Annotated in this window: 13 protein-coding genes and 1 tRNA gene; 9 read left to right on the top strand and 5 right to left on the bottom strand. The window is 65.4% G+C overall.

Annotation, left to right across the window (positions count from 1 at the left end):
- The first annotated feature begins 311 nt into the window (after positions 1–311).
- The 6 genes from argS (at position 312) to AIOL_RS08475 (ending at position 5919) form a co-directional block, all read left to right on the top strand.
- The gene (argS, locus tag AIOL_RS08450) at positions 312–2030 is read left to right on the top strand and encodes an arginine--tRNA ligase (protein WP_049642580.1); all 1719 of its coding nucleotides are present in this window, start codon (positions 312–314) and stop codon (positions 2028–2030) included.
- Positions 2031–2124: 94 nt separating this feature from the next.
- Positions 2125–3033: an SPOR domain-containing protein gene (locus tag AIOL_RS08455; protein ID WP_049642581.1), complete on the top strand. Its 909-nt coding sequence runs from the start codon at positions 2125–2127 to the stop codon at positions 3031–3033.
- Complete coding sequence (locus AIOL_RS08460) at positions 3033–4058, top strand: glycoside hydrolase family 3 N-terminal domain-containing protein (RefSeq protein ID WP_049642582.1); 1026 nt, start codon at positions 3033–3035, stop codon at positions 4056–4058. Before AIOL_RS08455 ends, AIOL_RS08460 begins: the two co-directional genes overlap by 1 nt.
- Positions 4059–4071: 13 nt before the next feature.
- Positions 4072–4875 (top strand): segregation and condensation protein A, encoded by an 804-nt coding sequence (locus AIOL_RS08465; RefSeq protein ID WP_049645338.1) that lies wholly within the window; start codon positions 4072–4074, stop codon positions 4873–4875.
- On the top strand, positions 4868–5551 hold the full coding sequence (gene scpB / locus AIOL_RS08470) for an SMC-Scp complex subunit ScpB (RefSeq protein ID WP_049642583.1): 684 nt from the start codon (positions 4868–4870) through the stop codon (positions 5549–5551). The genes AIOL_RS08465 and scpB overlap by 8 nt, the downstream gene beginning before the upstream one ends.
- A 176-nt stretch (positions 5552–5727) precedes the next feature.
- Positions 5728–5919 carry a hypothetical protein gene (locus AIOL_RS08475; protein WP_152912429.1) on the top strand — a complete coding sequence of 64 codons (192 nt, stop codon included), beginning with the start codon at positions 5728–5730 and terminating at the stop codon, positions 5917–5919.
- Positions 5920–6145: 226 nt separating this feature from the next.
- On the opposite strand, the gene ykgO is transcribed toward AIOL_RS08475, so the two are convergent.
- Together ykgO and AIOL_RS08480 are read right to left on the bottom strand one after the other, a co-directional pair.
- Positions 6146–6271, bottom strand: a complete 126-nt coding sequence (gene ykgO, locus AIOL_RS24290) for a type B 50S ribosomal protein L36 (protein ID WP_005850168.1) — start codon at positions 6269–6271, stop codon at positions 6146–6148.
- A 66-nt stretch (positions 6272–6337) separates the two neighbouring features.
- A tRNA-Val gene (locus AIOL_RS08480) sits at positions 6338–6412 on the bottom strand.
- A gap of 115 nt (positions 6413–6527) precedes the next feature.
- Here AIOL_RS08480 and AIOL_RS08485 point away from each other — a divergent pair.
- Entirely contained in the window at positions 6528–7391 is an 864-nt protein-coding gene (locus AIOL_RS08485; protein ID WP_049642585.1) for an N-formylglutamate amidohydrolase, read from the top strand.
- A gap of 40 nt (positions 7392–7431) precedes the next feature.
- Here AIOL_RS08485 and AIOL_RS08490 read toward each other — a convergent pair whose 3' ends face one another.
- From AIOL_RS08490 to AIOL_RS08505, 3 genes are all read right to left on the bottom strand, one after another.
- Positions 7432–7998 (bottom strand): hypothetical protein, encoded by a 567-nt coding sequence (locus AIOL_RS08490; RefSeq protein ID WP_049642586.1) that lies wholly within the window; start codon positions 7996–7998, stop codon positions 7432–7434.
- Between the two features lie 15 nt (positions 7999–8013).
- Positions 8014–8972 (bottom strand): IS630 family transposase gene (locus AIOL_RS24295; protein ID WP_152912289.1). Its coding sequence is split into 2 segments (ribosomal slippage): positions 8014–8628 and positions 8631–8972, totalling 957 coding nucleotides; the frame shifts between segments, so codons are not numbered across the junction.
- Between the two features lie 33 nt (positions 8973–9005).
- Positions 9006–9635 carry a hypothetical protein gene (locus AIOL_RS08505; protein WP_049642587.1) on the bottom strand — a complete coding sequence of 210 codons (630 nt, stop codon included), beginning with the start codon at positions 9633–9635 and terminating at the stop codon, positions 9006–9008.
- A 423-nt stretch (positions 9636–10058) separates the two neighbouring features.
- On the opposite strand from AIOL_RS08505, the gene AIOL_RS08510 reads away from it, so the two are divergent.
- Positions 10059–11504 carry a TrkH family potassium uptake protein gene (locus AIOL_RS08510; protein WP_049642588.1) on the top strand — a complete coding sequence of 482 codons (1446 nt, stop codon included), beginning with the start codon at positions 10059–10061 and terminating at the stop codon, positions 11502–11504.
- Positions 11504–13090, top strand: a complete 1587-nt coding sequence (locus AIOL_RS08515) for a thiamine pyrophosphate-binding protein (protein ID WP_082152484.1) — start codon at positions 11504–11506, stop codon at positions 13088–13090. Before AIOL_RS08510 ends, AIOL_RS08515 begins: the two co-directional genes overlap by 1 nt.
- Positions 13091–13097: the final 7 nt, after the last annotated feature.

Consider the following 13097-nt stretch of genomic DNA (forward strand, 5'->3'; position numbering starts at 1 on the left):
TCCCCAACGAAGCCGCATCGCCCCCACCACCGCACGGGTCATTAACCACGCCCCCCGCCCGACCAAGTGCCATACGCAAGGCCGACACTTTGCCGACGCTTTGCCGACAGCGGGTTTGCCAACAAAATAAGCCATCAACCGCCCGAATCGCGTCCCCACGGCAAAATCCGCCGCCCGCATCGTTCACCCCTCGTTAACAACCGCTCCGCGCCACGGCGTGGCCGACAGAAGCCGCGGCCTGCCTGCCCGCCAACCGTTGACCTCCGGGCGGGGGGTGCTAAACCCCGCGCCAACCAAGAGAGGCATGGCACATGCATTTATTCGCCGAGATCCGCGCGCTGGTGATCTCCACGCTGGACGACATGGCCGAGGCAGCGGAGCTGCCCGCGGGGCTGGACACCAAGAACGTGACGGTCGAGCCGCCGCGTGACGCCGCCCATGGCGATATGGCGACCAATGCCGCGATGGTGCTGGCCAAGCCCGCCAAGATGAAGCCCCGCGATATCGCCGAGGCGTTGGCGGCTCGGCTGGCGGGCGATCCTCGCGTGGTGAGCGCAGAGGTGGCCGGGCCGGGGTTCCTGAACCTGCGCCTGGCGCCGGGGATCTGGGCCGATGTGGTGCGCTCCGTGCTGGCGGCACCCGGATTTGGCCGCTCGCAGATGGGGCAGGGCCGCAAGGTCATGGTCGAGTATGTCTCGGCCAACCCCACCGGGCCCTTGCATGTGGGCCACACCCGCGGCGCGGTCTTTGGCGACGCCCTGGCCTCGCTGCTGGATTACGCGGGCTTTGACGTCACGCGGGAATACTACATCAACGATGGCGGCGCGCAGGTCGATGTGCTCGCGCGGTCGGTCTACCTGCGCTACCTGGAGGCGCATGGCCAGGAGGTCGCCTTCGAGGATGGCACCTATCCCGGCGACTACCTGATCGCGGTAGGCGAGGCGCTGAAGGCCAAGGTCGGCGACGCCTTCGTCGACAAGGGCGAGCAGTTCTGGCTGACAGAGGTCCGCGAGTTCGCAACCGAGGCCATGATGGCGCTGATCCGCGAGGACCTGGCGCAGCTCGGCATCGAGATGGACAACTACTTCTCCGAGAAGTCGCTCTATGACACCGGCAAGATCGAGGCGGCGATTGGCAGCCTTGAGGCCAAGGATCTGATCTATCGCGGCGTGCTGGAGCCGCCCAAGGGCAAGGCGCCCGAGGATTGGGAGCCGCGCGAGCAGACGCTGTTCCGCGCCACGGCCTATGGCGACGATGTGGACCGCCCGATCATGAAGTCAGACGGGGCCTGGACCTATTTCGCGCCGGACATCGCCTATCATTATGACAAAGTTTCCAGGGGCTTCGAGGCGATCATTAATGTGTTCGGCGCGGACCATGGCGGCTATGTGAAGCGTCTCAAGGCCGTGGTGGCGGCGCTGTCGGACGAGAAGGTCTCGCTGGACATCAAGCTCACGCAGCTGGTGAAGCTGTTCAAGAACGGCCAGCCCTTTAAGATGTCCAAGCGGGCGGGCACCTTCGTGACCCTGCGCGACGTGGTCAAGCAGGTGGGTCCGGATGTGACCCGGTTCGTGATGCTGACGCGCAAGAACGACGCGCCGCTGGATTTCGACTTTGACAAGGTGCTGGAGCAGTCCAAGGACAACCCGGTCTTCTACGTGCAATACGCCCATGCGCGGGTGCGCTCGGTGCTGCGCAAGGCCGAGGCCGCGGGGCTGGCGGCGGCTGCGCCACGCATCGAGGACGCCGCCGAGATCGACCTGGCCAAGAAGCTCGCCGAGTGGCCGCGCCTGGTCGAAATCGCCGCGCGCACCAACGAGCCGCATAGGATCGCCTTCTATCTCTATGAATTGGCCGGGAATTTCCACGCGCTGTGGAATAAGGGCAACGACAACCCCGATTTGCGCTTCTTCCAGGAGCAATCCCCAGGTGCCACTTCGGAAAAAATTGCGCTGCCAGAGGCCGTTGGCGTTGTTATTTCAGCCGGATTGGGTATCCTAGGCGTGACCCCGGTCGAAGAAATGCGCTAAAGCGCGCGGCGAACAGACCGCATCTCGTCCATCAGCGGGTCACGAGCAGGCAAGAGTGACCGGCGGCATATAAGCCGTGGGCAATGAGGCAGAGATGGCAGATTTTGCAGAGATTGACGCGGGGGGAGTCCCCTTTGGCGAGGCCGATGACGGCGCTGGCCTGATTTCTATGTTGCTTAGTTGGGTCGGGGCGCTGTTGTCAGTCGCCCTGGTGATTGGGCTGGCCGTGTGGGGCTATCAGCTGGCGATGCGTGACGTCTCGGGCGTGCCGGTGGTGCGCGCGCTTGAGGGGCCGATGCGGATCGCGCCCGAGGACCCGGGCGGCTATCAGGCCGCGCATCAGGGGCTGGCGGTGAACTCTGTCGCAGCCGAGGGCGGCGCCGCCGCGCCGCCAGAGCGGCTGGTGCTGGCGCCCGCGCCTTTGGATCTGACCCAAGAGGACCTGCCGCGCCCGCAATTGGCAGAGGTCGAAATCGTCGACGCCGAAGTCGACACCGCCGGTGACGTCGCACCGCTGGTGCGCCCGTCTCGCGAAGAACTGCAGGCCATGGCCGAGGAGCTGGCCTCGGGCGTGACCCCGCTGGCCGGAACCCTGACCCCGGTGATTTCTCCCGATGTGCCGGGGGTTAAGCGCTCTTTGGTGCCGCGCCCGCGCCCCGCTATTGCCGATCTGACCGCCGAGGCCGTGGCCTCGTCCGTGGCGATCGCCTCTGCGCGCCCTACCGTCGAGGTCGAGCCAAGCCGCGTGCCCGCGGGCACCCGCCTGGTGCAATTCGGCGCCTATGACAGCCCCGATGCGGCCCGCGAGGCCTGGGACGTCCTGCTGGCGCGCTTCGCCGATTTCATGCGCGGCAAGTCCCGCGTGGTGCAAGAGGCCGTGTCCGGCGGCAAGACCTTCTATCGCCTGCGGGCCATGGGCTTTGCCGATATCAGCGAGGCGCGGCGCTTTTGCGCAGCGATGGAGGCCGACCGTCAGGCCTGCATCCCGGTCGTCGTGCGCTAATGCCGCAGCCGCGCAGCGCCGCCATTCTGGGCTGCCTCGGGCCGCGCCTGCGGGCCGAGGAGCGCGCGTTTTTTGCCGAGGCCCAGCCTTGGGGCTTCATCCTCTTTGCCCGCAACCTTGAGACGCCGGATCAGGTCCGGCGTCTGACCGACGGTCTGCGCAACGCCGTGGGCTGGGAGGCACCGATCCTCATCGACCAAGAGGGCGGGCGGGTGCAACGCCTGTCGCCGCCGCATTGGCGCCAGCACCTGCCGCCGCTCGACCAGATGGCGCGGGCGGGCACGGGCGGGGCGCGCTCGATGGAGCTGCGCGCGATGCTGATCGGCGCGGAACACCGCGCGCTTGGCATCGACGTCAACTGCACCCCGATGGCGGATGTGGCGGAACCCTGCACGCATCCCATCCTCAAGAACCGCTGCTACGGCATGGAGCCGGGCGTTGTGGCCGCCGCGGGCCGTGCGGTGGCCAATGGGCTGAAGGCCGCCGGCGTGCTGCCGGTGCTCAAGCATATGCCGGGCCATGGCCGCGCCTTTGTCGACAGCCACCTGCATCTGCCCGTGGTCGAGGACCATGCCGAAGTGCTGCGGGGGCATGACTTTGCGCCTTTTAAGGCGCTGAGCGATCTTAAGATGGGCATGACCGCCCATGTGGTGTTCACCGCCTTCGATCCGGACCGCCCCGCGACGCAGTCCCCGGCGATCCATCGGGTGATCCGGGAAGAGATCGGCTTTGACGGGCTCCTGATGACCGACGACATCTCGATGGAGGCGCTGGACGGCGCGCTGACCGACCGCGCCCGCTCCAGCCGCGCGGCGGGGTGCGATTTGGTGCTGCATTGCAATGGCGATCTGGATGAGATGCGCCAGATTGTGGCCGCCTCCGGCTCGCTTGAGGGCGCGGCATTGGCCCGCGCCGAGGCCGCTCTGGCAGAGCGGCAAACCCCAAACCCCATTGACATCCAGGCCGTTGAGGCCGAGCTTGAGGCGCTTCTGGCGCGCGGAACTGCGGAGATCGCGCGCCTCTGACCGCGGCGGGGATATGGCAGAGCCGGAAACCGACATCGAGACCGACACCGTGACCTCGATTGACGCGCGCCGCGCGGCGGAGGCGCTGATTGTCGACGTGGACGGGTTCGAGGGGCCGCTGGACCTGCTGCTGACGCTGTCGCGCACGCAAAAGGTCGACCTTCGGGCGATCTCGATCCTGGACTTGGCCGAGCAATACCTGAAATTCGTCGACCAGGCCAAGAAGCTGCGCCTCGAGCTGGCGGCGGATTACCTGGTGATGGCCGCCTGGCTGGCCTTCCTAAAATCCCGCCTGCTGCTGCCGCCGGAGCCCGGCGAAGAGGGCCCCTCGGGCGAGGAGCTGGCCGCGCATCTGGCCTTCCAGCTAGAGCGCCTTCAGGCGATGCGCGAGCAGGCCGCCAAGCTGATGGCCCGTGACCAGAAGGGGCGCGATTTCTTCGTGCGCGGCGTGCCAGAGGACGTGGCCCGCATCCGCACGGTGACCTATACCGCGACGCTCTTGGACCTGATGCAGGGCTACGCGCGCATCCGCACCAAGGACGAGTTCCGCCCCTATGTGATGGACCGCGACCGCATCCTGACGCTCGAGCAGGCGCTGGACCGGATGCGCCCGCTGATCGGCTTTGCGGGGGAATGGACCGACCTGACCAGCTACCTGCCGGATGGCTGGGGCGGGGACCCCGCGCTGCGCCGCTCGGCCACCGCCGCGACCTTCGCGGCCTCGCTGGAGCTGACCAAAGAGGGCCGGATCGAGCTGCGCCAGGCCGAGACCTACGCGCCGATCCAGATCAGGCGAAAAGAGACGACCGATGACTGACATAACGACCCCGCCGCCCGATGACGCGCAGGACCAAGCGCGCGAAGAGAGCCTGTTCGAGGCACCGCCCCTGGGCGAGCAAGAGCGCATGGTCGAGGCGATCCTCTTTGCCAGCGCCGAGCCGGTGAAAGTGGCCGAACTGAACGCGCGCATGCCGCATGGCTCTGACGCCGCCGAGGCATTGGTGGGGCTCAAGAAGCGCTATGAGGGCAGGGGCGTGCACCTGATCCGCGTGGGGGATGCCTGGGCTTTGCGCACCGCGCCCGATCTGGGCTTTCTGATGCAAAAGGAGGTCGTTGAGACGCGCAAGCTGAGCCGCGCGGCCATCGAGACCCTGGCGATCATCGCCTACCACCAGCCGGTGACGCGGGCCGAGATCGAAGAGATTCGCGGCGTCTCGGTCAGCCGCGGCACCGTGGATCAGCTGCTCGAGCTGGAATGGATTCGCTTTGGGCGGCGGCGCATGTCTCCGGGCCGCCCGGTGACCTATGTGGTCACCGAGGAGTTCCTGGACCATTTCGGGCTGGGCTCGGCGCGCGACCTGCCGGGGCTGAAGGAGCTGCGCCAGGCCGGTCTGTTGGACAACCGCCCGCCGCCGGGCGATCTGCCCCTGGGCAGCGCGGAGGAGGACGACGATCCCGACGCCCGTGGCCAAAGCGAGATGTTCGAGGAATAGGGGCGGCCCGGCGCGCCTTCTGAAGGGAAAGCCCACCCACCCACCCGCTTTCCCTCCAGAAAGCGGCGCGGGCCGCCGTGCCAAGATCGCCCCCTGCGATCACTTTTTCGCAGATACCTCAAATTCGCCAGAATTCCGTGCTATAGCGCCCCAGAGGCAGAGTGGAGGCGGCGAAAATGAACGTCAATCAATTGATAAACATGGTCATGCGCATCGTCATGCGGCAGCTTATCGGGCGCGGCATAAACGCGGGCATAAACGCCGCATCGGGCAGGATGTCGAAGAAACGCGGCGCGGTCCCGCAGGACCCCCAGGCCGGTCGCGGCCGGGACGAGGACGGGCGCGATATGCGCAATCGCTCCGAGTAGGCGGCGCATGGCGCTCGATTGGTGAACCGCGTTTGGCGTCTGGCCGGACGGGTAGCCGGGCGGGCGCTCACAAAATCAACGGGTTCTGGCGCATTCCGCGCAAACCTGCATGACAGGTTGCTCGCGATCCGCTGCAGACTCAAGATCCGCTGTAGACAGTGGGCATAAACGCAAAAAGCCGCCCCACGGGCGGCCCCTGCATGTGCTATTTCCAGGTGGCTTGCGCCTAGCCCTGGCGCGCTTTGAACCGTCGCTGGGTCTTGTTGATCACGTAGACGCGGCCTTTACGGCGCACGACGCGGCAATCGCGATGGCGGTTCTTCAGCGAACGAAGCGAGTTACGTACCTTCATGCGCTCTCTCCTATCGTGCGGCGCCTGGCTGCGCCGGGTGAAACTCTGTGCCCGCGAGCGGGCGGATGGTGGGCGATACTGGGATCGAACCAGTGACCCCTTCGATGTCAACGAAGTGCTCTACCGCTGAGCTAATCGCCCGGATTGGAACGGGCAGGCCCGACCGGTCCGCTGGCGTATAAAAGGGAAGCGCGCGCGGTTCAAGGCCTTTTGAATATTCTTCCGAGGGTCTATATTGCGCCCAAGAGGAGAGCAGATGCCAAAGGCGCCTTATTCGCTTAATATGCCGCAAGTGCAGGCCAGCCCGGTCATTTTCGCGTGCCCGCATAGCGGTCGCGACTATCCCTGGTCCTTCCTGCGCGACAGCATTTTGGACGAGCGCGCGATTCGGTCCTCTGAGGACGCGTTTGTCGACATCCTGTTCGACAAGGCGCCCGAGTTCGGCGCCGCTCTGCTGGTGGCGAACGCCCCGCGGGCCTTCATTGATCTCAACCGCTCCAGCGAAGAGCTGGACCCCGCCCTGATCGAGGGCGTGCGCAAGGTGGCGCATAACCCGCGGGTGACCTCTGGGCTGGGCGTGATCCCGCGCGTGGTGTCGAACGGGCGCGCGATCTATCGCGGCAAGATCTCGATGGAGGCCGCGCGCGATCGGATCAGCACTTACTGGCGGCCCTATCACGACCGGCTGCAGCAGCTGCTGAACGAGACGCACCGCATACACGGGCAGGCCATCCTGATCGATTGCCACTCGATGCCGCATGAGGCCATTGATGCCGCGGTGACCACCGCGGACCCCAAGCCGCAGATCGTTTTGGGCGACCGCTTTGGCGCGGCGGCGGACCATGGCGTCGTGGAGGCGATCGAGGCCGCCTTTGCCGAAGAGGGGCTGCGCGTGGTGCGCAACGCGCCCTTCGCAGGCGCCTACACGGCCCAGCATTACGGGCGCCCGTCCCGCGGGCAGCATGTCGTGCAGGTCGAGATCGACCGCGCGCTTTACATGAACGAAACGCTGGTGCGCCCCAACGGGAATTTCGGCTCCTTCAAGGCGCTGATCGACCGCGTGGTGGCCAACCACCTGTCCGGAATGACCCGGCACGAGGTCCCGCTGGCGGCGGAGTGACGCCCATCGCTGCCCGATGTACCAGGCCCTCGCGCCCGGCCTATAAAGAGATCCCCTGGCCAAGCCGCCAATAGGATATCGCCAGAAGCACCGTCAAAAGCACCGGCCAGAAGCCCAGCTTCATATTGATCCCGTCGTCGCGCATGAACCAGTTATCCGCCGCCTCCTCGCCGCTGGTGACCGAGAACGAGAAGATCGACACCACCAGAAGCGCCACGTAGGACACGATGTAGAAATACTCGATATAGACGATCTGCGAGCCCGCGAACTCCTGGCGCAGCTGGATGTGGCCCACCAAGGAGATGAAGAACAGCCCCGAGCAGGCGCCGAACACCGCCAGCGTCGTAAATCCCAGCCGCCCGGCCCGTTGCGGGCTGCGCGTCACCGACATCATCAGCCCGAAGAGCAGCCCATAGGTCACCAAAAGCGGCACCAGGTTCACCAGGAATGCGTCGGTGAAGTTGCGCCTAAGCAAGACGTGGAACCGCAGCTCGGGCCGGGTGCTCTGCCCCATCACCGCGCCGCCGGTGTTGCGCCCGAAATCCGTGCCGTAATGCATCTGCTTGTAGCCAAAAAAGCTGTCGACCACGGACCATTCGCCCGCCACTAGAGCGTTTCGACATTAGTTTGAGACATATCCAGCGGCCTTGAAGTAGTTCGAGCATTCTTCCGGATCGTACAGGTCACAGATTTCACCGATGGCTTTGAAGACGGATGTGAACGAGCGTGCTCCGATCCGTCGGAGATGGGCCTTGAGCTTCGAGAAAGCTTGTTCAATCGGGTTGAGGTCTGGGGAGTGTGGCGGCAGGTACAGAAACCAGCAGCCATGCGCCTTTAGCGCGGCTGCTGCTTCCTTGTTGCGATGCGTGGCCAGGTTGTCGAGAATCACCACCGTGCCGGGTGTGATTTCGGGCACCAGCACTTCGCGGATGTAGGCGGCAAAAGCAGGACCGTCCATTGCGCCTTTGATGACCCAGGGTGCGATCAGCGCATCATAGCTCAGACCGGCAATCAGTGTCTGCGTCCCCCAACTGCCGAAGGGCGCGTCCATGGTCAGGCGCTCGCCGCGTGACGCCCAGCCCCGTAGCCGCGTGAGGTTCGTCTTCACGGCGGTTTCGTCAATGAAGACAACACGATCCGGTGAGGCCCCGACGGCCGGAATGCGATGAGCAAACCAATCAGCCCGCCGTCGCCTTACCTTGGCATGGCGGCGCTCGGAGGCCACCAACGACTTTTTTTGTGCGTGAAGCCGAGGCGCTTGAGCAACCCCGCAATGGCGGAATGATGGACCGCAACCCCTTCCGCATCAGCGAGTGCATCACGCAGTTCGAATAACGTGATGTCCGGGTCCTGCGTCACCAACTCCCTAAAGAACTCTATATGGTCGGCCAGCTTGCCCGATCCCGCAGGACGTCCCATCAGTGCAACAGTGGCAGCCCCGGTACTCCGGATTCGACCGGCCCATCGAGCGCCAGTGGCGGCAGAAACCTGAAGGCGGCGTGAGGCTTCTCTCCCGGACAGTCCTTCCCTGATCAAACGCGCAAAGCGGTCGCGCAGTTCTGTCGACAATGGTGCTGGCATGATGTGATCCTCCCTATCAAGGTGAATCACAGTTCAAGCTCTGTGGGAATCCAACCGATTCAAACTTTTGTCGAAACGCTTTAGGCTGGAGGAGATCCCCATCAGCGACCCCGGAGCGGTGCTCGCATAGGCGCCAAGATCGGGGATAAGCTGCACCTGATTCTCGACATCGTTGGTCCAGAAGCGGATCCAGACCAGCTTGCCGTCCAGCGGATAATCCAAGTAGTCGAAATACTGCCTTAGCACGACCTGGAAGTTCCAAACGTTCAGGGTGGAGCTGTCCTCAAGCTGAAAATCTGCGTAGATCCTCTCCAGGTTCGCGGTGTGTTTGGTGATCGCATCGGGGAAGATCACGCCCAGTTTGGCGCGCCCGGGCATCTCGCGCCCGGGCGGCAATCGCTGCCATAGCCGCCCGGTGACGCGCACATCGCTGGCCGATTCAAAGGCCAGCGACTGCACAAAAACGCCCGTGGTCAGGCGAAACAGCTCGTCCGACTTCGCGGCCTTCAGCTCTGCCAGCACGTCATCAAAGCTGTCGACCGCGCCCACATCCTCTAGCGAGCAGCAATCATAGCGCGACCAAAGCGCCACAAGCGCGGCGACCAGCAGCACCGAGACCAGCACCGCGCCGCTCCACCGCAGGCGCTCTGGGCGGGTTAACATGGCCGCGCGCGGTCAGTTACTGGTTTGTGAATTGCACAAAACAACCCAAACTACCTCAATTCCTTAAAAAAACACTTCGCCCAGCACAGGGTTACGCCAAAGGGTTTTGAGAACGAAAGCGCATCGGGGTCTTAAAAACAAGAGAATCTTGCGCCCGAGGCCGGTCCATGGCGGCCAATCACCGAACAACCGGAAAGTGTCGTCTTAATGCCTCGCCCTGCTGCGCCGCCATCTCGGCAGGGAGCGCCCCTGGGCGCTGCCCGGTGCCGGGCCAGTTTTTGTGAAGGAGCCATCCGGGCCGTGTCACCGCTTTGAGTTGGGCTAAGACCCGCGCGCGGTGAAGCGGTGAAGTCGACCCAAAGCCCGGGCCGCTTGATCTTGCGCGCTTGACAGTGCGCGCCGCCCGCGCCAAGCCTGCCGCCCATGTTCGACTTGCGCCCCGTAGTCTATGTCTCCGGCCTGCTCGTGGCCGCGCTGGGCGCGGCGATGCTGGTGCCGCTGGCCGTGGATTTCTATTACGGCGATGACCATTGGCCGGTGTTTTTGGAATCGGCGATCCTGACCATGGCGGTGGGCGGGCTGGCGGCGCTGGCCTCGGCCAACGCGGTGCGCTCGAAGCTGTCGCTGCAGCAGACCTTTCTGTTGACCACGGGCGTGTGGCTGTTGCTGCCGGTCTTCGGCGCGATCCCGTTCCTTTTGGGCGAACCGAATGCGCGCATCGTCGACGCGTTTTTCGAGGCGATGTCCGGCCTGACCACCACCGGCTCCACCGTGTTCATCGGGCTTGAGAAGCTGCCGCGCAGCGTGCTGGTCTGGCGCTCGATGCTGCAATGGTTCGGCGGGGTGGGGATCATCGTGGTGGCGATGGTGTTCCTGCCCGAGCTGCGGGTGGGGGGGATGCAGATCTTCCGCTCCGAGAGCTTTGATACCGACGGCAAGGTGCTGCCGCGCGCGGCCCAGATCGCCTCGCGGATCTCGGTGGCTTACTTCCTTCTGACGGCGGCCTGCTGTGTGGCCTATTTCGCCGTGGGCATGCCCGCCTTTCACGCGTTCAATCACGCGCTGACCACGGTGGCGACGGGCGGGTTCTCGACCTATGACGCCTCGTTCGGAGTGTTCCGCGGCCCGGCGGAATACGTCGCCGCGGTCTTTATGGCGCTCGCAAGCCTGCCCTTCGTGCGCTACGTGCAGATGATGGCGGGCAGCACCGCGCCGATGCTGCGCGACCCACAGGTGCGCGGGTTCGCGGCGATCTCGGTGGTGCTGTTTGCGGCCATCGCGGCCTATCAGGTGCAGGGCGGGGTGGACTGGCCGGTGGCGATACGCACGACCGTGTTCAACGTGACCTCGATCTTCACCGGCACGGGCTACGCCAGCACGGATTACCAGCTTTGGGGGCCGTTCGCGGTGGTGCTGTTCTTCTTCATCGGGCTGATCGGTGGCTGCGCGGGCTCGACGAGCTGCTCGATCAAGGTCTTCCGCTACCAGCTGTTGATCGCGTCCATCCGGGCGCAGATCAGCAAGATCCACGCCCCGCACGGCGTCTTCACGCCGCGCTATGACGGGCGCCCGGTCAGCGACGACGTGCTGTCCTCGGTGATGGTGTTCTTTGTGGCCTTCATCGTCTCGCTGGGGGTGCTGTCGGTGCTGCTGGGCGCGACCGGGCTGGACCTGACGACCTCGGTCTCTGGCGCGGCGGCGGCTTTGGCGAATATAGGCCCAGGATTGGGCGAGATCATCGGCCCCGCGGGCTATTACGGCACGCTCAGCGACACGGCCAAGTGGATCTTGTCGGCGGGCATGCTGATCGGGCGGCTGGAATTGATGGCGGTCTTCGTCATCCTGGGTGGAACTTTCTGGAGAGCGTAATGGGCACAGAACGGCCTTTGGGGGCACAAATCTCGGCGATGCTGGCGGATCGCGGCGTCGAGGTGATCTTTGGCATCCCCGGCGTGCATAATATCGAGATGTATCGCGGCATCGACCAGTCGGGCTTGCGCCATGTGCTGGCGCGGCACGAGCAGGGAGCGGCCTTTATGGCGGACGGCTATGCGCGCGCTACGGGCCAGCCCGGCGTGTGTTACCTGATCACTGGGCCGGGGTTCCTGAACGCGGCCACGGCGCTGGGACAGGCCTATTCTGACAGCGTGTCGGTGCTGGCCGTGGTTGCCTGCTTGGACGAGACCGCCCTGACGCGCGGACAGCTGCACCAGATGCGCGACCAGGAGGGGGCAGGGCGCACGTTCTGCGATTGGTCCGAGACCGCGCGCACGCCTCAGGCCGCCTTTGGCCTGATTGACCGCGCCCTGTCGGAGTTTGAAAGCGCGCGGCCCCGGCCCAAGGCGCTGCATGTGCCGATATCTCTGGCGAGCGCGCCGGCACCCGCGGCGCCCGCCGCCTTGGAGGCACCGCAGCGCATGACCCAGGGCGGCGAGATCGCGCAAGAGGTGCTGCCCTATCTGCGCGCCGCCAAGAGGCCGCTGTTTATCCTGGGCGGCGGCACGCAATCCTTGCTTTGCCCCGCGCTGATGCAGCGTTTTGGCGCCGCGAGTTTCACCACCTATGCCGGGCGCGGACTGATCCCGGCCTCTGCCCCGCTGCATTTCGGCAGCTATCTGGGACGCCCCAGCTCTGTCGATGTGATCGCCAGCGCGGATCTGGTCGTGGCGGTGGGCACAGAGCTGTCCGAGACCGACCTTTGGCGCACAGAGCTGGGCCATGCCGCGCCGTTGGTGCGGGTGGATATCGACCCAGAGGTGCTCGTCGACCACCATCGCGCGGATGTGCCGATCCTGGCGGACAGCCACGACTTCTTCCTCGCGCTTTATGAGGCGACGGATGGCTGGGAGGCGAACACCAAGTGGACCGAGGCGCAGGTCTTGGATGCCCGCGCCGGCTGGCGCGCCGAGACCGATGCCGAGCGCCCGGGAATCGTGCCGATCTGTGACGCGTTGCGGCGGGCGATCCCGTCCGAGGCGCTGATCTATTCCGACATGACGCAGTTCGCATATGTGGCCAAGGAGGTCTGGGACCTGTCCATGCCCGCGCGTTGGCACCATCCGACGGGGTTCGGCACGCTGGGCTACGCGCTGCCCGCCGCCATCGGCGGCAAGATCGGCGTCGGCGACGCGCCGGTGCTGGCCATCGCGGGCGATTACGGCTTTCAATACACCGTGCAAGAGCTGGGCACCGCGGTGGAAGAGCGGCTCTCGCTGCCGATCCTTCTGTGGGACAACGAGGCCTCCAAGGAGATCGAGGATGGCATGGTGCAGGCGCAGATCGCGCCGATCGCCGTGCATGCCAGGAACCCCGATTTCGGCGCGCTGGCCGCGGCCTATGGCGCGGGATACATGCGCCCGGCGGATCTGAAGGGGCTGGCGGCGGCGGTCACAGAGGCGCTTGCCGCCGACGGGCCAACGATTGTGCACATGACCCCGGCGATGCTTGACGGGTGAGGTCGCC

The sequence above is a fragment of the Candidatus Rhodobacter oscarellae genome, assembly GCF_001078595.1.
GTDB classification, from domain to species: Bacteria; Pseudomonadota; Alphaproteobacteria; order Rhodobacterales; family Rhodobacteraceae; genus Rhodobacter_B; species Rhodobacter_B oscarellae.